16 protein-coding genes and 1 pseudogene are annotated in these 19,459 nt (G+C 66.4%); 8 read left to right on the top strand and 9 right to left on the bottom strand.

Going from position 1 to position 19,459, the window contains the following annotated elements:
- Positions 1-38: 38 nt before the first annotated feature.
- From OUO20_RS01635 to ppsA, 3 genes are all read left to right on the top strand, one after another.
- On the top strand, positions 39-848 hold the full coding sequence (locus tag OUO20_RS01635; protein ID WP_018770552.1) for a slipin family protein: 810 nt from the start codon (positions 39-41) through the stop codon (positions 846-848).
- Between the two features lie 95 nt (positions 849-943).
- Positions 944-1,762: a pyruvate, water dikinase regulatory protein gene (locus tag OUO20_RS01640; protein WP_018770551.1), complete on the top strand. Its 819-nt coding sequence runs from the start codon at positions 944-946 to the stop codon at positions 1,760-1,762.
- 144 nt (positions 1,763-1,906) lie between these two features.
- Positions 1,907-4,327, top strand: coding sequence for a phosphoenolpyruvate synthase (gene ppsA / locus OUO20_RS01645; protein ID WP_268002689.1), 2,421 nt, complete (start codon positions 1,907-1,909; stop codon positions 4,325-4,327).
- Between the two features lie 82 nt (positions 4,328-4,409).
- Here the strand turns inward: ppsA and OUO20_RS01650 are convergent, their stop codons facing one another.
- Complete coding sequence (locus tag OUO20_RS01650; protein ID WP_268002690.1) at positions 4,410-4,844, bottom strand: nuclear transport factor 2 family protein; 435 nt, start codon at positions 4,842-4,844, stop codon at positions 4,410-4,412.
- Between the two features lie 183 nt (positions 4,845-5,027).
- On the opposite strand from OUO20_RS01650, the gene OUO20_RS01655 reads away from it, so the two are divergent.
- Together OUO20_RS01655 and OUO20_RS01660 are read left to right on the top strand one after the other, a co-directional pair.
- Complete coding sequence (locus tag OUO20_RS01655) at positions 5,028-6,077, top strand: helix-turn-helix transcriptional regulator (protein ID WP_268002691.1); 1,050 nt, start codon at positions 5,028-5,030, stop codon at positions 6,075-6,077.
- A gap of 90 nt (positions 6,078-6,167) precedes the next feature.
- Positions 6,168-7,046, top strand: a complete 879-nt coding sequence (locus OUO20_RS01660; RefSeq protein WP_134165531.1) for a CPBP family intramembrane glutamic endopeptidase — start codon at positions 6,168-6,170, stop codon at positions 7,044-7,046.
- A gap of 24 nt (positions 7,047-7,070) precedes the next feature.
- On the opposite strand, the gene OUO20_RS01665 is transcribed toward OUO20_RS01660, so the two are convergent.
- The 5 genes from OUO20_RS01665 to OUO20_RS01685 all read right to left on the bottom strand — a co-directional run bounded on the left by OUO20_RS01665 (position 7,071) and on the right by OUO20_RS01685 (position 12,815).
- Complete coding sequence (locus OUO20_RS01665; protein ID WP_268002692.1) at positions 7,071-7,577, bottom strand: DinB family protein; 507 nt, start codon at positions 7,575-7,577, stop codon at positions 7,071-7,073.
- Positions 7,578-7,612: 35 nt separating this feature from the next.
- Positions 7,613-8,473: a carbohydrate ABC transporter permease gene (locus tag OUO20_RS01670; protein WP_056393234.1), complete on the bottom strand. Its 861-nt coding sequence runs from the start codon at positions 8,471-8,473 to the stop codon at positions 7,613-7,615.
- A 27-nt stretch (positions 8,474-8,500) separates the two neighbouring features.
- Positions 8,501-9,460 (bottom strand): carbohydrate ABC transporter permease, encoded by a 960-nt coding sequence (locus OUO20_RS01675; protein ID WP_223994064.1) that lies wholly within the window; start codon positions 9,458-9,460, stop codon positions 8,501-8,503.
- 61 nt (positions 9,461-9,521) lie between these two features.
- Positions 9,522-10,808 carry an ABC transporter substrate-binding protein gene (locus tag OUO20_RS01680; protein ID WP_056393237.1) on the bottom strand — a complete coding sequence of 429 codons (1,287 nt, stop codon included), beginning with the start codon at positions 10,806-10,808 and terminating at the stop codon, positions 9,522-9,524.
- 39 nt (positions 10,809-10,847) lie between these two features.
- A complete protein-coding gene (locus tag OUO20_RS01685) occupies positions 10,848-12,815 on the bottom strand; it encodes a glycoside hydrolase family 127 protein (protein WP_268003359.1) in 1,968 nt (655 codons plus the stop codon).
- A 206-nt stretch (positions 12,816-13,021) separates the two neighbouring features.
- Here OUO20_RS01685 and OUO20_RS01690 point away from each other — a divergent pair, with 206 nt between their 5' ends.
- Complete coding sequence (locus OUO20_RS01690) at positions 13,022-14,038, top strand: LacI family DNA-binding transcriptional regulator (protein ID WP_026265967.1); 1,017 nt, start codon at positions 13,022-13,024, stop codon at positions 14,036-14,038.
- Between the two features lie 31 nt (positions 14,039-14,069).
- On the opposite strand, the gene OUO20_RS01695 is transcribed toward OUO20_RS01690, so the two are convergent.
- Positions 14,070-14,960, bottom strand: a complete 891-nt coding sequence (locus OUO20_RS01695; RefSeq protein WP_268002693.1) for a potassium channel family protein — start codon at positions 14,958-14,960, stop codon at positions 14,070-14,072.
- Positions 14,961-15,067: 107 nt separating this feature from the next.
- Between OUO20_RS01695 and OUO20_RS01700 the strand changes: the two genes are divergently transcribed.
- The gene (locus OUO20_RS01700; RefSeq protein ID WP_268002694.1) at positions 15,068-15,568 is read left to right on the top strand and encodes a GNAT family N-acetyltransferase; all 501 of its coding nucleotides are present in this window, start codon (positions 15,068-15,070) and stop codon (positions 15,566-15,568) included.
- A gap of 73 nt (positions 15,569-15,641) precedes the next feature.
- On the opposite strand, the pseudogene OUO20_RS01705 reads toward OUO20_RS01700, so the two are convergent.
- Together OUO20_RS01705 and OUO20_RS01710 are read right to left on the bottom strand one after the other, a co-directional pair.
- Positions 15,642-17,317, bottom strand: a pseudogene (locus tag OUO20_RS01705) (FAD-binding dehydrogenase).
- Between the two features lie 5 nt (positions 17,318-17,322).
- Complete coding sequence (locus OUO20_RS01710; protein WP_268002695.1) at positions 17,323-17,811, bottom strand: SRPBCC family protein; 489 nt, start codon at positions 17,809-17,811, stop codon at positions 17,323-17,325.
- Between the two features lie 262 nt (positions 17,812-18,073).
- Between OUO20_RS01710 and OUO20_RS01715 the strand changes: the two genes are divergently transcribed.
- Positions 18,074-19,459 (top strand): OFA family MFS transporter, encoded by a 1,386-nt coding sequence (locus OUO20_RS01715; RefSeq protein WP_018770536.1) that lies wholly within the window; start codon positions 18,074-18,076, stop codon positions 19,457-19,459.

Consider the following 19,459-nt stretch of genomic DNA (forward strand, 5'->3'; position numbering starts at 1 on the left):
TCGGCACGTCCCACTCGAGTAACCAGGAGGGGATCCTGGTGGACGCCACCACTATCGTTGTCATCGTCCTCGTTGTCCTGCTTCTCATCGCTGCAAGAATGTCCATCCGGATCGTGCGGCAATACGAGAAGGGCGTACTGTTCCGGCTTGGCAGGGTCATTGGCGTCCGGGATCCGGGCCTGCGGCTGATTGTCCCGATCATCGACCGGCTGCCGCTGGTCAGCCTCCGGATCGTGACCATGCCCATCCAGTCGCAGGGCATCATCACCCAGGACAACGTCAGCGTGGACGTCTCCGCCGTGGCCTACTACCGGGTGGTGGACGCCGTGAAGTCCGTCATCGCCATTGAGAACGTGGCCTCCGCCATCGACCAGATCGCCCAGACTACGTTGCGGAAGGTGGTGGGCCGCCACACCCTGGACCAGACCTTGTCCGAGACCGAACGGATTAACGGCGACATCCGCGAAATCCTCGACGTGCTCACCGTTGAATGGGGTGTGGAAGTCACCTTGGTGGAACTCAAGGACATCCAACTGCCGGAAAGCATGAAGCGCGCCATGGCCCGCCAGGCCGAGGCGGAGCGTGAGAAGAGAGCGAAGATCATCGCGGCCGAAGGCGAGGCCATCGCCGCGGCAGCGCTCGGCGATGCCTCCGACACTATGATGGCCCACCCGCTGGCACTGCAGCTTCGCAACCTGCAGTCCCTGGTGGAAATCGCGGTGGACAAGAACTCCACGGTGGTGTTCCCCGCCCCGCTGATGAGCACCATCGGCGAACTCTCCGCATTCCTGGCGCGCGAGAACCAGGCGGCGTCCGCGGCCGGCCCCTCACCTGTAAAGGCGGCCTGACCGGCGGCCTGACCCGCGCGCAGCCAAGGAGCGGACCTCACCCGGCATGCCCCGACTTTTCGGTGCGGAACCGCGGCGGCCGCTAAAGTCGTGCCATGACCACTGCTGCTCTACGGCCTGTCTACTTCCTGTCGGACAGTACCGGCATCACCGCGGAAACACTGGGCAATACACTGCTGACGCAGTTCCCGGTGGACAATTTCGACCGCGTCACCATTCCCTTCATCACCACCCCCGACCAGGCGAGGTCCGTGGTCCGCACCATCGACGGCCTGGCTGCCGCCGGGCCCCGGCCCCTCGTGTTTTCCACCGCCGTCAACAGCGAAATACGGCAGATCCTTGGCGGTTGCAACGGTGTGATCGTGGATCTGATCGGCACCCATGTGGGGGTCCTGGAGCAGGCGCTGGGCACCCCTGCCAGCGGTGAGCCGGGCCGGGCGCATGGGTTGGGGAACGCCGCGCGCTACCAGTCCCGGATGGCCGCCGTCGAGTACGCCATGGAGCATGACGACGGGCAGAGCCTGCGTGCGCTGGAGAAGGCCCAGGTGATCCTGGTGGCCCCGTCCCGGTGCGGAAAGACGCCCACCACCATGTACCTGGCGCTGCAGCACGGGATCTTCGCGGCGAACTTCCCGCTGGTGGATGAAGACTTCCAGCGGGACGGGCTGCCCAAGCCGCTGCGGCCTTTCGTGTCGAAGTGTTTCGGCCTGTCCTCCAACCCGCTGCGCTTGAGCCAGATCCGTACCGAACGGCGCCCCAGCTCGCCCTACGCATCCCTGCGGCAGTGCGGTTTTGAGCTGCGCAGCGCCGAGCAGCTGTACGTTTCCCACCGGATCCCGTACCTGAACTCCGCCACCGTCTCCGTGGAGGAAATGGCGGCCACCATCCTGCAGCGGATGAACCTCAAGCACTAGCCGCCATTTCACAAACGTGGCGTAGCGCACATCATGTGGAAAGTGCGCTGCAGACCTGCCACTGTTGACAGGGTTTTTCTTCCGGCCGGCACTACCGTGACGGCCAGCATTGCTTACGCCACCCACTGCAAAGGAGCAGCAATCATGACGACAGACGTTCTGTGGTTCTCTGAACTTGGACTCAAGGACCTGGACAAGGTGGGCGGCAAGAACGCCTCACTGGGCGAGATGGTGCAGAACCTGACCTCGGCCGGCGTCCAGGTTCCGGACGGCTTCGCCACCACGGCAGACGCCTACCGCCGGTTCCTGTCCGACTCCGGACTGGACCAGAAGATCGCCGATCGCCTGGTGGGGCTGGACACGGATGACGTGACGGCCCTGGCCTCCGCCGGCCAGGAAATCCGCTCCCTGGTCCGGGAAACGCCCTTCCTGCCCGACTTCGAAGCACAGGTCCGCGAGGCGTACCAGCAGCTGGTGGACAAGCATGCCGGCTCCGCGGACCTGTCCTGGGCGGTCCGGTCCAGCGCCACGGCGGAGGACCTGCCCGATGCCTCGTTCGCCGGGCAGCAGGAGACTTTCCTGAACGTCCGCGGGATCGAGAACATCCTGCAGGCCATCAAGGACGTCTTCGCGTCGCTCTACAACGACCGCGCCATCGCCTACCGCGTGCACCACAAGTTCGAACACGCCGAGGTGGCACTCTCGGCCGGCATCCAGCGCATGGTGCGCTCCGACGTCGGCGCTTCCGGCGTCATGTTCACCATGGACACCGAGTCCGGCTTCCAGGACGCCGTGTTCGTCACCTCCTCCTACGGGCTGGGTGAAGCCGTGGTGCAGGGTGCGGTGAACCCGGACGAGTTCTACGTGTACAAGCCCGCCCTGGCGGCCGGCCGCCCGGCGATCCTCAAGCGCGGCCTGGGGGAGAAGGCCCTGCAGATGACGTACACCAACAACAGCGAGATCGGCCGCACCATCGACTTCGTGCCGGTGGAGGCTTCGCTGCGCTCGCGCTTCAGCCTGACGGACGACGACGTGGAGCAGCTTGCCCGCCACGCCGTGGCCATTGAGAAGCATTACGGCCGTCCGATGGACATTGAGTGGGGCAAGGACGGGACCGACGGCGGCCTGTACATCCTTCAGGCCCGCCCGGAAACCGTACAGTCCCGCCGGGCCCCGGGCAGCATGAGCCGTTTCCGCCTGAACGCAACCGGCCCGGTGCTGGTGGAAGGCCGGGCCATCGGGCAGCGGATCGGGGCCGGCAAGGTCCGGATCCTTACCGCCATCGACCAGATGGCGTCGTTCCAAACCGGCGACGTGCTGGTGGCGGACATGACCGACCCCGACTGGGAACCGATCATGAAGCGCGCCTCCGCCATCGTCACCAACCGCGGCGGGCGCACCTGCCATGCCGCCATCATCGCCCGCGAACTGGGGATTCCCGCCGTCGTGGGCACCGGCAACGCCACGGACACGCTGTCCGACGGCCAGGAAGTCACCGTGTCCTGCGCCGACGGCGAGACGGGGGCCATCTACGAGGGCCTGCTGGACTTCAGCGTTGAGGAAACCGGCATCACCAACCTGCCCGAGGCGCCGGTGAAGGTCATGATGAACGTGGGCACCCCCGAACAGGCGTTCACCTTCGCGCAGCTGCCCAACCACGGCGTGGGCCTGGCCCGGCTGGAGTTCATCATCAACCGGCAGATCGGCATCCACCCCAAGGCCCTGCTGAACCTGGACAGCCAGCCTGCGGATGTGGCCGCCGAGATCCGGGAACGGATCAGCGCCTACGACAGCCCCCGCGAGTACTACATCAAGCGCCTGGCCGAGGGCGTGGCCACCATCGCCGCCGCCTTTGCGCCGGAACCGGTGATCGTCCGGATGTCCGACTTCAAGTCCAACGAGTACGCCAACCTCATCGGCGGCCCGGCGTACGAGCCGCATGAAGAGAACCCGATGATCGGCTTCCGCGGCGCGTCCCGCTACCTGGAGCCGTCCTTCCGGGACTGCTTCGACCTTGAGTGCGAGGCCCTCTCTTTCGTGCGAAACGAGATGGGGCTGACCAACGTCAAGCTCATGATCCCGTTCGTGCGCACCCTGGACGAGGCGCGGGGCGTCATCGAACTGCTCGCCGAGAACGGGCTGCGCCGCGGCGAGAACGGCCTCGAGGTGATCATGATGTGCGAACTTCCCTCCAACGCACTGCTCGCCGACGAGTTCCTCGAGTACTTCGACGGCTTCTCCATCGGCTCCAACGACATGACCCAGCTGACCCTTGGCCTGGACCGGGACTCGGCGATTGTGGCCAACAGCTTCGATGAGCGGGACCCGGCCGTGAAGAAGCTGCTGAGCATGGCCATCAAGGCCTGCAGGGCCCGCGAAAAGTACGTCGGCATCTGCGGCCAGGGCCCCAGCGACCACCCCGACTTCGCCGAGTGGCTGGTACAGGAAGGCGTCAACTCCGTCTCCCTGAACCCGGACACCGTGGTGGACACCTGGCTTCGGCTCGCGGGGGCCTCAGCTGACGCTTCGGAAGGTGCAGCCGTGGCCGCCGTCGGAGCAGCCTGACCAGAAACGCTTGAGGATTAAAGGGGCGGTTCCGCCACTGCCTACAGGTGGTGACGGAACCGCCTTCACTGGTTGGACGGTTTCACTGGTTGGACGGTTCGGGGAGCAGCCCCAGCTGGCCAAGAAGTTCCATCTGGTCGAAGTAGGCGTGGTGCGCGGTGATCAGGCCTGCCTCCACTTTGGTGATGTCGCAGCTTCGCACCCGGACCTGCTTTCCTGTCGGCGGCAGCGTCCAGCCGGTGGGCAAGTTCAGCTGCCCGGTGTTCGTGCCCACCACGAAGCCCTCCAGGATGGCAACGTCCCCGGCCTCATGAGTGGCCACCTGCTGGTACGTGACGTCCGGCATGGCCTCCCAGAAGTGGAGGAAATAGTTGGTGATCGCCTCGCGGCCGGAGATCTCTCCCTGGTCCGGAGTGCTGATTACGGCGCCTTCGGCGTAGCAGCCTGCCAGCGCATCCCTGTCCTTTGCGTCCATGGCCGTCATCAGCCGGCCCATGACGTCACGTGCCTGTCCCATTGCAGCCTCCATTGTGGTTCCCGGTTTTCCTCTACGGACGGCCCGCTTCGTGCGGCGTCCGTAAAAGGAAAAGTACGACGGCGGAACACACCCCCGCGATCCCCGCACCAGGGGTTTCGGGGCGCCTGGAAAACCACCCATTTGGGGGATTGCCGGCCTGCCTGCCGGGCGGATACTGGAGGTATGTGGGAGGAACGCGCGGAGCGTGCCCGGCGGGACATCGCCGCCATGGCCGCCGGCGGGATGGACCTGCCTGACCTCTATACCTCGGCGCTGGCCGCGGTGCAGCGGGAGGTGCCGTTCGAGCAAGGGTGCTGGGCCGCCGTCGACCCCGCCTCCATGGTGATGACCTCCGTTACCAACTGGCTGCCGTGGCCGGTGGGTGGGCGCCAGTTTGAGGAGTATTTCCTCCGCTTTGCCCAGTCCGAATACACAGGCCGGGAACCCAACACCTTCGCCGAGCTGCTGCGCCGGCCCCGCCCCATCGCGAGGATTTCGGATGCGCCGCACCGTGAGGTGGTCCGCAGCGTCCGGATCAACGACCTGATCAAGCCGCTGGGCTTCGAGCATGAGTTGCGGGCCGCGTTCCGCGTGGACGACTTGTGCTGGGGCGTGGGGAGCATCTTCCGGGAAGGCGGCAGCGACTTCACCGACCGGGAGGTGGAATTCCTGGGCGCGGTGACTGCCACGCTCGCGTCGGCCACCAGGGCCGCCGTCCGCGTGGCGCACCCGGCGGGACCGGCCGCCGTGGGGCCTGTCATTGTCCTGGCCGGGCTGCACGGTGACCTCCGCGCGGCCACGCCGGCCGCCGCCTCCTGGCTTGCCCAGGTGGAGGACGCTGCGCCCGGGCGCTTCAGCCAGACGCTTTATTCGGTGGTGGCGCAGGCGCATGCGGCGGCATCCGGGACGGCGCGGGCCAGGATGCGCGACGCCGGGAACAATTGGGTGGTGCTGCAGGCCAGCCGCCTCATCACCGGCGATTATCCCGAACAGATGGTGGTCACCGTGGAACCGGCAACCACCCACGACCTCGTGGCCCTGCTGCTGATGGCGTACGGCGTGACCGCCCGGGAACGGGATGTCTGCCTGGAGGTGCTGGCCGGAAGTTCGACGGCGGAGATCGCCCGGCACCTGTTTATCTCGCCGCACACGGTGCACGACCACTTGAAATCGCTCTTTGAAAAGGTGGGCGTCGGCAGCCGCGGCGAGCTGGTGGCCAGGCTCGTGGCCTGACCGGCAGTCTGTTTTAACGGGTCCGAGGACTCTGTGTCAGGGGGCGCCCGCCCTGGAAGCTGGAGGTACAGCCGGCAACCGGAGGATCCCATGCATGCCTTGGCGGAATCGGTGCGCACGCACCCGCTGTGGTGGTACTACGTTGTTACCTTCCTCTTGTCGTGGGGCGCCATTGTGCTGGCGGTGTGGGCTGTCACGGGCGGCCTGTCGCCTACGCCGGAGCAGTTCCAGCTCACCATCCCCGTAACCGTGCCGGCGATGCTGCTCGGACCAGCGTTGGCCAGCCTGGTGCTTACCGGAGTTGTGTCGGGACGGGCTGGCTACCGGGACCTTCGGGCGAGGCTGCTGAGATGGCGTGTGGGCGGGCGCTGGTATTTGGCCCTGCTGGTGGCGCCGGTCTGTTTGGCCGCGTTCGTGCTGGTGCTCTGGCTGGCGTCCCCGGATTACGCGCCTCGGATCGCCACGGCTACAGATAAGGGCGGCACCATCATCACTGGACTGGCCATCGGGCTGGCGGCGGGATTTCTCGAGGAAATCGGTTGGACCGGCTTCGCCATCCCCAAGGCGAGGCAGCGCTTCAGTGTTCTGTGGACGGGAATCCTGGTGGGGGTGCTGTGGGGTGCGTGGCACTTCTTCGTGAATTATTGGGGTGGGGGCGGGACCAATGGCGGGGTGCCCCTGGGAATCTTCCTGTCGCTGTGGCTGGTGGCCGTCCTCGTCGGCCAGCTTACGGCGTACCGAGTGCTCATGGTGTGGGTTTACGACCATACAGGCAGCATGCTTCTGGCAGCGCTGATGCACGTCAGCCTCGCGGCGTTCCAGTACATCCTCAACCCGCTGACACCTGGCATTCCGCAGCAGGTCTATCCCTGGGGCCAGGCGGCCACCATGTGGCTGCTGGTTGCTGCCGTGGCCCTTGCCCGCCGCGGGGACCTCACAAAACAAAGAACGACGACGGCGCCGGCCTGAGCGCTGCGAGGCCGAGGCGGCATCTCAGTCCGCGCCCTTGCCGGCCAGGATCTGTTCGCGCAGGATGTCCGCGTGGCCGCAGTGCTGGGCGAGTTCCCGCAGCATGTGCAGGTACAACCAGCGCAGCGGGAGCGGTCCCCGCCGGTTGCCGGTCACGACGTCGTCGAGGCCCAGAGGGGCGGCAGCAGCCCGGGACGCGGCGCACGCGTCCCGGTGGGCTTTCCGGACGGAGTCGATGGTGTCACCGTCGTCCAGGATGAACGACTCGTCAGGAGTGGCGGGGATGCCGATCTCGCTGCGGGGACGGCCGGTGAAGGCTTCGTCGAACCAGACCTTCTCCACGAAGGTGGCATGCTTCACCAGCCCCAGCAGTGTGGTGCGGGAGGGAACCAGCCGACGCCGGACCTGCTCCTCGGTCAGCCCGTCCAGGCACCCGTTGAGCGCGGCCCGGTGCTCATCCAGGAAGAACTCGAACTGGACACGCGCAGGTTCGTTGATGACGTCGTCCATCGAGTGGGAGTGGGAAGCCATAAGCAGACCCTAGCAAGCCGGAAAGGGAACGCGGCTTACTTCATCGCCCCCGTAAGCATGCCTCCCACGTAGTACTTCTGGAGCAGGACATAGATAACGATGCACGGGACGATCGTCACCGCGACGCCCGCCTGCAGTGCCCCCCAGTCCAGGGTCCCGAAAGTGCCGCTGGAGAGCACGTTCAAGGCCACCGGAAGGGTGTACTTGGACTGGTCTGTCATGAGGATCAGCGCGGCGAAGAACTCGTTCCACGAGGCGAAAAAGGTGAACAGCGCGGTGCTGATCACCCCCGGAATGGCCACGGGGAGCAGCACCCGGACCATGGCACGCAGCACGCTGCACCCGTCCACCAGGGCAGCTTCCTCAATGCTCGCCGGCAGCGCTGCGAAGGAATTCCTCATCAGGAAGATACCGAATGGCAGGTTAAAGGTGGTGTACACCAGCATGAGGCCCAGGAGGTTGTTGGTCAGGCCGATCTGGTGCAGCACCAGGTACAGCGGAGTGATGACCGCCTGGAAAGGGATCATGAAGGTGGCGAGGGTAGCGAAAAACAGCAGGTTGCTGCCGCGGAAGCGCAGTTTGGCGAAGCCGTAGCCGGCCAGCGTGCTCAATACGATCGTCAGGAGCGTTGCGCCAACTGAGACGAGGACGCTGTTGCCTAACTGCTGGACGAAGCCCGCACCGCCGTTCTCGTTGCCGAATAGCTTCGCGAAGTTCCCCCACGAGAAGGAACCCGGGAAAAGCGTGGGCGGCGCGGCAGCAGCCTCGGCAGGGGACTTGATCGACTGTGAGAGAACTACCCAGAACGGGTAGAGGAACAGGGCCGCGAGGCTGAGGTTGATAATCCACCAGGCCGTGCGCGGCACCGGGCGGAGTCTGGACTGCAGTGAAGTCATGGAGGGGTCCGTTTCCGATGGATTGGACTAGTTGTGGTCCGAGTTGCGGAGGATGAGCATCTGGATGGCGCTGACGACCGCGAGCACGATCATCAGCAGGGCAGAGAGCGCGGCGCCATAGCCGAGCTGGAAACCCTGGAAGGACACCCGGTAGATGTGGTACACCGCGGTGATGGTCTGGTTCGCCGGGCCGCCGCTGGTCATGATGTAGAACTGGTCGAAGGCCAGCAGTGAGCCGGCTACCGAAAAGACGAGCACCAGCGCGAGGGTGGGCCGCAGCAGCGGCAGGATGATGTAGCGGAACACCTGTGTTCGGCTTGCACCATCGATCCTGGCCGCTTCCTCGAGCTCCACGGGGATGGACTGCAAGCCCGAGTTCAGCAGCAGCATCTGCATGCCGGCAACCTTCCAGACCACCATGGCGCACACGATGCCCAGCGCTCCGGCGAAGCTTCCGAACCAGTTGTCCGAGTGCGAGGCCAGCCCGCCGCGGGTAAGCAGGTCCAGCAGGGGCCCGATGTTGGGCTGGGCCATGAAGAGCCACAGGTAACCGGCGGCGGCGAAGCCGACCACCACCGGCAGGAAATAGATGGACTGGAAGATTCTGGAAGCTTTGCCCGGACGCCGGATCAGCAGCGCCAGCGCGATCCCGATGACCAGCAGCAGGGGAGTCATGATCACGGTGTAGAGGAGGGTGAACCCGGCTGCCCGCAGGAAGTCCTGGTCCTGGAACGCCGTCGCGTAGTTGCCCAGGCCGATGAAGCTGATCTTGCCCAGCAGCGGCCAGCGGTTCAGGGACATCCACAGCATCAGGACCACGGGCAGGAAGAAGAAGACGGTGAGGAGGATCAGCGCGGGGGCGACCACCAACGCGCCGAGCCTGCTGCGCGAGGTGGTGAGGGTCCGCCGGCTCCGTGGCGGACGTAGGGGCGCCGTTGGGCGTTGGGGCTTGCCGGGGCGCGTTGTCAGGGTGGTGTGGTGTGCCAAAGTAGGTCTCCTTGAGGACGAGGCGGGTGCTGCCGCGGGTCCGCGGCAGCACCCGTGGATGTCAGGGTCCGGTCTGGATGATCTGCTGGGCGGCCTGCTGCGCCTTTTGCTGCGCGGCCTGGATGTCGCCGCCGAACACGGCCTCGTTGATCATGGTTGCCCATGGTCCGTTGTTGTCATTGAACAGCTTGTTTTCCACGACGCTGTACGGCGTCTTGCCGGTCTCCAGCGCCTTGCTGAAGATCTCGTTGCGCGGGTCTGCCGAGGCGTAGACGCTCTTTACGAGGTCAGTCCTGACCGGGACGATGGAGTTCTTCGCCAGCAGGGTCTGGGCCTCGTCGCCGGTGGCCCACTTTACGAAGTCCCATGCGGCAGGCTTGTTCTTTGACCCGGTGGTGACCGCGATGTTGTCGCCGCCCGCGAAGGAAGCTGAGCCGCCGTTCTCTCCCGGGATGGGGGCGATGCCGTAGTCAACCTTCTTGTCCGTGTTCAGCGTCTGCGTGAAGAAGGCGCCGAGCACCACCATGCCCACTTTTCCAGCCTGGAACAGGGCCGGCTGGGCGGTGCCCGAGTCGGTCTTCGCCGCCTCCGGCATCACGCCGGCGTCGTGCATCTGCTTGTAGAACGTCAGCGCCTTGGTGACCTCGGGAGAGTCCAGTTTCGCGGTCTTGCCGTCGTCGGAGAGTACGTCGCCGCCGCTGGCCCAAACGCTGGGGGTGAACTCGAAGATGTTGCAGCCGCCGCACTGGCCGGCCATCGTGAAGCCGTAGGTGTCGGGGCCCAGGGCGCGGATCTTCTTGGCGGCGTTAAGGATCTCCTCGTAGTTTGCCGGCGGTTTGGCAGGGTCAAGGCCGGCCTTCTGGAAGAGATCCTTGTTGTAGAACAGCACGGATGCTTCGGCCGTGAAGGGCAGGGCGTAGGTCTTGTCCTCCCACGTGGAGAGGCGCGCGTGCGACGGGCTGAGCTTGTCCTTGTACGGCAGTTTCGAGGCGTCGTCGGTGATGTCCTGGAGGACCCCGGTGGAGGCGAAGTAGGGCAGGTAGACCAGGTCGATGGAAGCCACGTCCGGGCCCGACCCGCCAGCGGTTGCCGTGCCGAATTTCTGCACGAAGTTTCCGCTGGGCACGATGGTGACCTGGACCTGCGCCTTGTGGGACTTGTTGTACGCGTCCGCGAGCAGATCCATGAACCCCTTCTGTGAATCGCGGGCCCACAGCGTGATGGTCCCGCTCGGCTCCCCGGAGGAGGCCTGCAGGGAGTCGGAGCCGGAGGAACTGCCACAACCGGTGGCCGTGAGGGTGAGGGATGCCGCCAGCGCCAGTGCTGCAGCGAGTTTTGTGCGTTTCATATGCCGTTTCCTCTTCATAGGGATGGGTGGGAGGTGCAACTAGGCGAGGGGGATCCAGACCCGCATGGCGGCCGGCCCACGGTTGGCCCAGCGGAAATACGGGATGGCAGTCAGTTCGACGGGCCGCTGTTCCGCGGCTTCCGTTCCGGAGGTGCGGTAGAGCACCTGCTCCGACTGGGGACGGGCGACGCCTGCGGCTTTGAGCACGGTGCGCACCCCGGGGATGCCCTCCGCCGCTGCAATTTCCACCGGCGCGGCCGCGTCGACCGCAAGGTCTTCCAGCACGACGCCGTCCGCCTGGTCATGCTGCTCGAGGCAGTAGACCACGGGGCCACGGACCAGGGCGACCGTGCCGCGCACAGCATCGACGCGGGGATGAGCGCTAACAATTTGGACAGGCATCGGCAGTGTCAGCAAGACGATGGTGCTCCCTTCCCAGTCGCGGCTGAGCCGGAGGTAGCCGGATGCATCAGTCACTGCCTCGATGGGCTCTCCGCCGATGGTCACCTCCGGGTCCTTGCACCACGAAGGGATGCGCACGGAGAGCGTCCACTCGCCGGCAGGAGCCGTGACCTCGATGCTGGCCTTTTCGTCCCAGGGATATTCGGTGGTTGTGGCAACAGTTACTTCGCCGCCGAAAGGTTCACCTGAGGCGCGGATCTCACCGTCGTGCAGCAGCTGGAGCTGAAGGCCGGACTCATCCTGCGTGGCTACGTAATGGTGCAGGGATGCCACGAGGCGTGCGAGGTTCGGCGGGCAGCAGGCGCATGCATACCAGGACAGGCGTTCCGACGGCGCATCCTCGGTGGAGCCGTCATGGCCGGTGCGCAGTTGCAGCGGGTTGGAGTAGAAGAAGCTGTTGCCTTCAACGGAGGTGGAAGCGGCGATGCCGTTGTAGAGGGCCCGCTCCATCTCGTCGGCGTATTTGCTGTTGCCGGTTGCCAGCAGCAGCCGCCAGCTGAAGTGCAGGCTCGCGATGGAGGCACACGTTTCGGCGTAGGCGCGGTCCGGCGGCAGCTCGAAGGCGTCGCCGAATGCCTCGTCCCGGTGCCGGGATCCGAGCGCCCCGGTGAGGTAGGCCTTCTGGGTGAAAATGTTCTCCCACAGCGATTCCGCGGCCTCCAGTAGGGATGCGTCCCCGTTTTCGAGGTAGGCATCGGCCACTCCGGTGGAGAGGTAGACCTGGCGCACTGCGTGACCTGTTGCCTCGTGGGCCGCCTTGCGGATGGGAAGGTGGTCCTGGAAATACTGGCGGCCGAACCTGTCGTCGGGGAGGATGCCGTGCCCGCGCAGTTCCAGCTGCCGGACGGCCGTTTCAAGGTAGCGCTTGTCTCCGGTCAGGCGGTAGAGCTCCACCAATGCGGTTTCCACTTCCGGGTGCCCGTCGATCTTTTCGGCGCCGCCGGGGCCGAAGTTCTCCACGATGCAGTCGGCGACGCGGCGGGCCACCTCGACGACGGCTCCGTTGCCTGTGGTGCGGGCCACGGCAACTGCCGCCTGCAGCAGGTGGCCGGCGGTGTACAGCTCGTGGCTCCACTGCAGCTTGTCCCAGCGCTTCCCGGGCTCAACGCCCTGGACCCAGGTGTTCAGGTAGCCGTCCGGCTCCTGCACCTTGGCCAGCAGCTCGCCCATGGACGCCACATACTCTTCCCACCGCGGATCCGCCTGCCTGCCGGCCTCCCAGCCCACAGCCTCCAGCGTCTTGTACAGGTCCGAGTCCTGGAACCAGAATCCGCGGAACGCCGCGTCGCTCTCGCCGACCAGCCGCCGGAAGTTGTCGAGGGCGCCGCTGGATTCCAGATTGTCGATGCAATGCGGAATGGTGGAGGTCCGGTTGAGCTCCTGCCAGCTGCCCAGATGTCCCTCTGGGCGCAGCTGCACGGAATCGAAGGCCAGCGGGCGCAGCGCGTAGTGTCTGGACGTCGTCGCCCCGACGGGCCCCGCTACGGTCCCGCCGCCGGTACCCTGCCCTGCGGACGGTGCTGGACTGTGGTGAACAGATGTCATCAATGACCTCTTCCAAAGTGTGAATCGGAGGGAGACAGGACAGAATCCGGAAAAGCCGGAAACGGAAAATCAGGAAATCGTCTTCCGAAGCCCAACCCTAAGTGACCTGCGTCTCACCTGTCAACGGCTTCTGCTAGGCTTTATGCGGGCGGAAAAGCGACTTTTCGGCTCTATGGGGAATTGGTCCGGCGGTGAAAGGGGGACTTGTGACGGAAAATAGTTTCCGTTCTTCCGGCATCGCGGCTGTAGCCGCGCGGGCGGGAGTATCGACCGGAACGGTGTCAAAGGCGCTGAACGGGACGGGCCAACTGCGGGAATCGACCCGGCTGCGGGTACGCGCCGCCGCGGAGGAGGTGGGCTGGCTGCCGAACGGTGCCGCCCGGAGCATCCGCAGTGGCAGGACCTACACCGTGGGGGTTATCACCACCGACAGTTATGGACGCTTCAGCATCCCCATCCTGCGCGGCGTCGAGGACGCCCTGGGCCTGGGCGAGATGCTTTGCTTCCTTTGTGACAGCAGGGACGATCCCATCCGGGAACAGCACTACGTGCGTACATTGCTGGCGCGGCAGGTGGACGGAATCATCGTCGTGGGCCGCAAAGTGGATCCGCGGCCGCCGCTCGGTGAAAACCTGCCAGTGCCGGTAGTCTATGCGTTCGCGCCGTCGAAGGACCCGGGGGACTGCTCCGTCACGGGGGACGAGCGGGGTGGTGCCCGCCGTGCCGTTGACCACCTCGTTAAGACCGGGCGACGCCGGATTGCCCATATCACGGGCTTGGAAAACCACGCGTCGGCGGTCCTGCGGGCGGACGGTTTCCTCGCTGCAATGGCCGACCAGGGACTGGAGCCGGTAGGGGATGTCTGGTACGGCAGTTGGACGGAGGAATGGGGCCACAACGGGGTCCGCGCGCTGTTGGCCAGCCACTCCGACGTCGATGCGATTTTCTGCGGCAGCGACCAGATCGCACGTGGCGCCGCCTACGAACTTGAGCGGCATGGCTTGTCGATCCCCGACGACGTGGCACTGATCGGCGTGGACAACTGGTCCCCGTTCACCGATGGGTACAGACCGCATCTGTCCAGCATTGACCTGAACCTCTCCACTATTGGCAGGCGGGCGGGCGAGGCCCTGCTGTCAGCGCTCGACGGCATACCCCTTCCGGGCGTACATATCGTGGATTGTGACCTTATCGTCCGTGAGTCCTCCGGTCCGCGGGGGTGACCCGCCGGCAAACGGTTGGCAGCGCCTGCGGCTATGGCCGCGGTTCCGGGGGCCGCCGGTGCCTGTGGTGGAGCTCGTAGTGGTCGAACACATCGGAGGACGTGCTTCCCACGTGGCCGAACTTCCCGCGCAGCACTTCGGCCAGGTCGTCCAGCGCCGCGTAGAGCATGCGCCCGGCAAACCGGAGTTCGGGGTTGTCGCTGCCTTGGGCGTCCGAGGCCAGGTGGTGGGCGTAGGCGATGGTGGCGGGAAGGGAGCCCCGTTGCTCCACCTCATGGAAGTAATAGGTCTCGTGGAAGGACAGGAGGTCGATGCTCACGGACGCCACGTTCTCCGCCATGGATTCCAGCAGTCCTGCTGCATGCCGTGCATCAAGTGAGGCGATGCCGGACGGACCCGCCGCTTCCCGGAACAGGTTCAACTGGTGGGCGAGTGCGCGCCGGCGGCTCAGCGCCGGGTAGGTCTGCAGGATCCACGAGACCGTGGCGGTCAGCAGGCCGAAACCGGCCACGGCCTGGAACGCCATCACCAGCCGCAGCAGCGGGTGCGTGGCCACGATCTCACCGAATCCAGCGGTGGAGAGGGCCACCAGCGAGATGTACAGGGCCTCCGCAAAGTCAGCCTGCCGTGGCACGTTGGCCGAGTAGGAGAACCCGTTCGACAAATGGGGGAGGTACAGCAGGGCCCAGCCCACGGCAGCCAGCGCCGCCCACGCAGCGATGACAGCCGCCATGGCCAGCGGGGCTGCGATGGAGGACGCCCCGCCCCTGAGTCTCCTGGACAGCAGCCAGAATCCGCGCATGATGGTCCGGCCCACCGGGCCCGAGCCGTGCGGGTACAGCAGGGTATGGAAGACGTCGGCGACCATCAGCAGAATCAGCGCGGCACCAATCGCCGTCAGGAGCGCGTCCTCGAAGTTCATGCCTCATCTTAAGTGCGCGGGCTGCCCAACCGGGGACCGGACAAGGCATAGAGGTTCGACGGCGGAACACGGCGTGGGAGCGAGGGGCCACTGGTTAGGCTGGCGCCATGGACTTTCGACTTCGCCAGGCCACACCGGAGGACGCCGAGGCGGTGGTGCTCATGCAGACTCTGGCCCATGAGGAGTGCTACCCGCATCTGCTCTCTGCGGAATTCTTCCGCCGCCGCAGGGCCAGCATCCCCGAGCGGGTGGAACGCCGGCGGCCATTCCTGGCCACTGACGAGCCGCGGATCCTCGCGCTGGACGGCGACAACCAACTGGTGGGCTTCGCAGACGCCGGCCCGGGCCGGGACGACGACGGCCCCGAAGCCGTGGAGCTCTACTCGATCTACACCCTCCGGCGGACCTACGGAACGGGCCTTGGGGCAGCCCTGGTGAGCGCCGCCGTCGGCTCCGGCCCGGCCTACCTCTGGGTGGTGGAGAACAATCCCCGCGCCCTGGCCTTCTACCTGAAGCAGGGGTTCCGGCCGGACGGCAGGCGCAACACGCTGCCACCCGAGTGGGAGGGGCTGCCGGAGTTCCGGTTGGTCCGGCGCAGCAGCCAATAGTGTTCGACGGCGGCCCGTGGCCTGAGTGCAGCGCCCGCCTGAGTGCAGCGCGGGGCCTTAGTGCGGAGTCAGTTCATAACGCCCGGGCGAGCGCCCGGCCGGCGGTCAGGCCGGTGAAGAGACAGCCGCCCAGGAAGGTGCCTTCCAGCGCGTTGTAGCCGTGGGCTCCGCCGCCGCCGAATCCCGCTGCCTCGCCGGCGGCGTACAGCCCGGGAATGCGTGAGCCGTCCTGTCCGAGGGCCTGGCCGTCAAGGTTGGTCTGGATCCCGCCCAGCGTCTTCCGCGTGACAACGTGCAGCCGGACGGCGATCAGTGGGCCCGCGGCGGGGTCCAGGATCCGGTGCGGCTTGACGGTACGGAAGAGCCGGTCGCCCAGGTACCGGCGGCTGTTGCGGATACCTGCCACCTGGACATCCTTGGAGAAGGGGTTCCTGATCTCGGCGTCCCGCTCCTCGATCTGCCGCCTTATCAGCGCATGGTCCAGCAGCGGCTGGTCAGTCAGCCCGTTCATTCCGCGGACCAGGTCCGCCAGGTTGTCCGCCACCACAAAGCCCGCGCCGTGCTCCTTGAACGCCTCGATGGGACCGGACGCGCCGCGGCCCAGCCGGGTCTTCAGCAGTAGCTTGAGGTCCCGGTTGGTGATGTCCGGGTTCTGCTCGGAGCCGGACAGGGCGAACTCCTTTTCGATGATGCGCTGGTTGAGGATGAACCAGGAATGGTCGTGCTGCTGGAGCTCCGGCGTTGTCCGGAGCAGGCGGAGGGTGCCCAGGGTGTCGTAGCCGGGCAGGCCGGGGAGGGAAGTCGCCGGCCCAGGGCGTCGAACCAGAGGGACGACGGGCCGGGCAGGATCCGGATGGCATGGTCCGGCCAGATGGGGTTCCAGTTCTGGATCCCTTCGGTGTAGTGCCACATCCGGTCACGGTTCACCAGCCGCACCCCGGCCGCGTCTGCGATGTCCAGCATCCGTCCGTCGACGTGCTGCGGTACGCCTGTGACCATTTTCCGCGGCGGCGTCGCCAGCCGCGCAGGCCACCAGCGCCGAACCTGCCCGTGGTTGCCGCCGATTCCGCCGGACGCGATCACCACGGCCTGGGCCCGGAGTTCGAAATCGGCAACAACATCCCGGTTTGAGGACACCCCGCGCGGGGAATCATCAGGCGCCAGCACCGCGCCCCGCACCCCGGTGACCGTGCCGCCGTCGAACGTTAAACCGTCCACCCGGTGCCGGAAGAAGAACCTGGCGCTGCCCGCCCCGGAGGCCGCCCGCGCCTTGTCCGCGAACGGCTCCGAAACCCCAGTGCCGGTTCCCCACGGGACGTGGAAGCGGGGGACCGAATTGCCGTGGCCGCCGGCCCTGCCGTCGCCGCGCTCGGCCCAGCCCACCAGCGGGGTGAACCGGATGCCCTGTTCCTGCAGCCACGCGCGCTTCTCACCGGCGGCGAACTCCACATAGGCACGGCCCCACTGCTGCGCCCACTCGTCCTCGGGGTGCGGGCCGGAAAGCCGGTCCCACCGGGCGGAACCCTGCCAGTCCTGCCACGCCAGGTCGAAGGAATCCTTCACGCCCAGGCGCCGCTGCATCGGGGTGTCCACCAGGAAGAGCCCGCCCAGGGACCAGAAGGCCTGCCCGCCCAGGTTGGCCGGGTTTTCCTGGTCCACGATGGCCACCCGCCTGCCCGCACGGACCAGCTCATTGCTGGCCACCAGCCCGGCCAGGCCACCGCCGATGATGATGACGTCCGCGTCCAGGCCTGTCACCGGGTGTTGTCCCGGCTGCCGGCGGCACCGGAGCGGCCGGCGCTCCCGGCGGCACGAGCCAGCTTTTCGAACGAATCGCTCCACCCGTTCCGGTGCAGTTCCAGCCGCTCCTCCGTGAGGAACGGTCCCTGCGAGAGCACCACCCGGGTTCCGGTTCCGGTGCTGGCGAGGGAGAGGTCCACGACGGTCCCGGTGTCGTCCGGCGCCGGTTCCTCCCAGGCGAAGGTGTAGACCAGGCGCCAGGGAGGATCGATCTCCAGGAACTCTCCTGAGAGGTGGAACGGTTCGCCCTCCGGCGGGGCCATGCGGAACCGGTAGCGCCCGCCCGCCACCAGGTTGATGTCCACTTCGGGGATACTGAAGCCGTGCGGGCCCCACCACTCGGCAAGCCGGGCAGGTTCCGTCAGCAGCAGGAACGTTGTCTCCGGCGGGGACGGGACCGTGCACTCCAGGTTCAGGACCAGCGCGGCTGGTTGCTCACTCATCGTCCCACTCTGCCATCCGCCGCGGCGGGCGGAAAGCAAGGCGCTGCGTGTGCGTGCCCGATGGGCTGTGCAGGGCTGACAGGGGAGTGCCTCAGCCAACCAAGCCGCTCGCCGCGCAATTCCTGCCGCTCGGCGCGCCAATAGTACGTTTGCTGATGATTTGCATGATGATAGCCCAAGGCAAAGGGCCCGGGTTCAACAAGGCCTTTCGCCTCTGGATCGATCAGACATCGACGTCATCGACAAGCAAAGGGAATCAACCATGGGCTTCCTGGACCGTGACCACTCCATCGCCCCGCCGGGCTTCAACCGCTGGCTGGTCCCGCCCGCGGCGCTCGCCGTCCATCTGTGCATCGGCCAGGCGTACGCCACCAGCGTCTACAAGACGGCGCTGGTCAAGCACTTCGGGGCCAGCCTGACCGAGATCGGCGTCATCTTCTCCATCGCCATCGTGATGCTGGGCCTTTCCGCCGCTGTCATGGGCACCTGGGTGGACACCAACGGCCCGCGCAAGGCGATGTTCACCTCCGCGATGTTCTGGGCCGGCGGCTTCCTGATCGGCTCGGTGGGTATCTTCACCCACCAGCTGTGGCTCGTCTACCTGGGGTACGGCTTCGTGGGCGGCATCGGCCTGGGCATCGGCTACATCTCGCCGGTGTCCACGCTGATCAAGTGGTTCCCGGACCGCCCCGGCCTGGCCACCGGCATGGCGATCATGGGCTTCGGCGGCGGCGCGCTGATCGCCAGCCCCGTGTCCCAGGCCCTGCTCAAGGCGTACGATCCGAACTCCGGCGCCCAGGGCTGGGTGGCCAGCGGCGATGCCGTGGGCAAGCTCTTCCTGACCCTCGCCGTCGTCTATCTTGCCTACATGCTGTTCGGCGCCTTCACCGTCCGGGTGCCCGCCGACGGGTGGCGGCCCGCAGGGTTCGACCCCGCCAAGGTCAAGGCGGCCAAGCTCGTCACCACGGAGAACGTGTCGGCGAAAAACGCCATCAAGACCCGGCAGTTCTGGCTGGTATGGGTGGCGCTGTTCTGCAACGTCACGGCCGGCATCGGCATCCTGGAGCAGGCGGCGCCAATGATCCAGGACTTCTTCCGGCAGTCCGACGGAAAGTCCCTGGTCAGTGCGAGCGTTGCTGCGGGCTTTGTGGGGCTGCTGTCCATCGGCAACATGTCGGGCCGCTTCGCCTGGTCCGCCACCTCCGACGTCACGGGGCGCAAGCGCATCTACATGGTGTACCTGGGCGTAGGTGCCGTGCTGTATACGGTGCTGGCGTTGGCCGGATCCACCGCCACCGCCCTTTACGTGGTGCTTGCCTTCGTCATCATCTCCTTCTACGGCGGCGGGTTTGCCACCGTCCCGGCGTACCTGCGGGACCTCTTCGGGACGTACCAGGTAGGCGCCATCCACGGCCGGCTGCTCACCGCCTGGTCCGCGGCCGGGGTGGCCGGGCCGCTGATCGTCAACAGCATCCTGGACGCACAGGGCAAGCCCGGGCAGCTGAATGCCGCGTCCTACCAGCCCGCGCTGCTGACCATGGTGGCCCTGCTGGTCATCGGGTTCGTGGCCAACCTGCTGGTCAAGCCCGTCGATGCACGGTTCCACGAACGCCGCCCCGAGCGGCACGAATCTTCCCTGGAGGCATGA

Source organism: Arthrobacter sp. FX8 (assembly GCF_026723805.1).
In the GTDB taxonomy this organism is placed as follows: Bacteria; Actinomycetota; Actinomycetes; order Actinomycetales; family Micrococcaceae; genus Arthrobacter.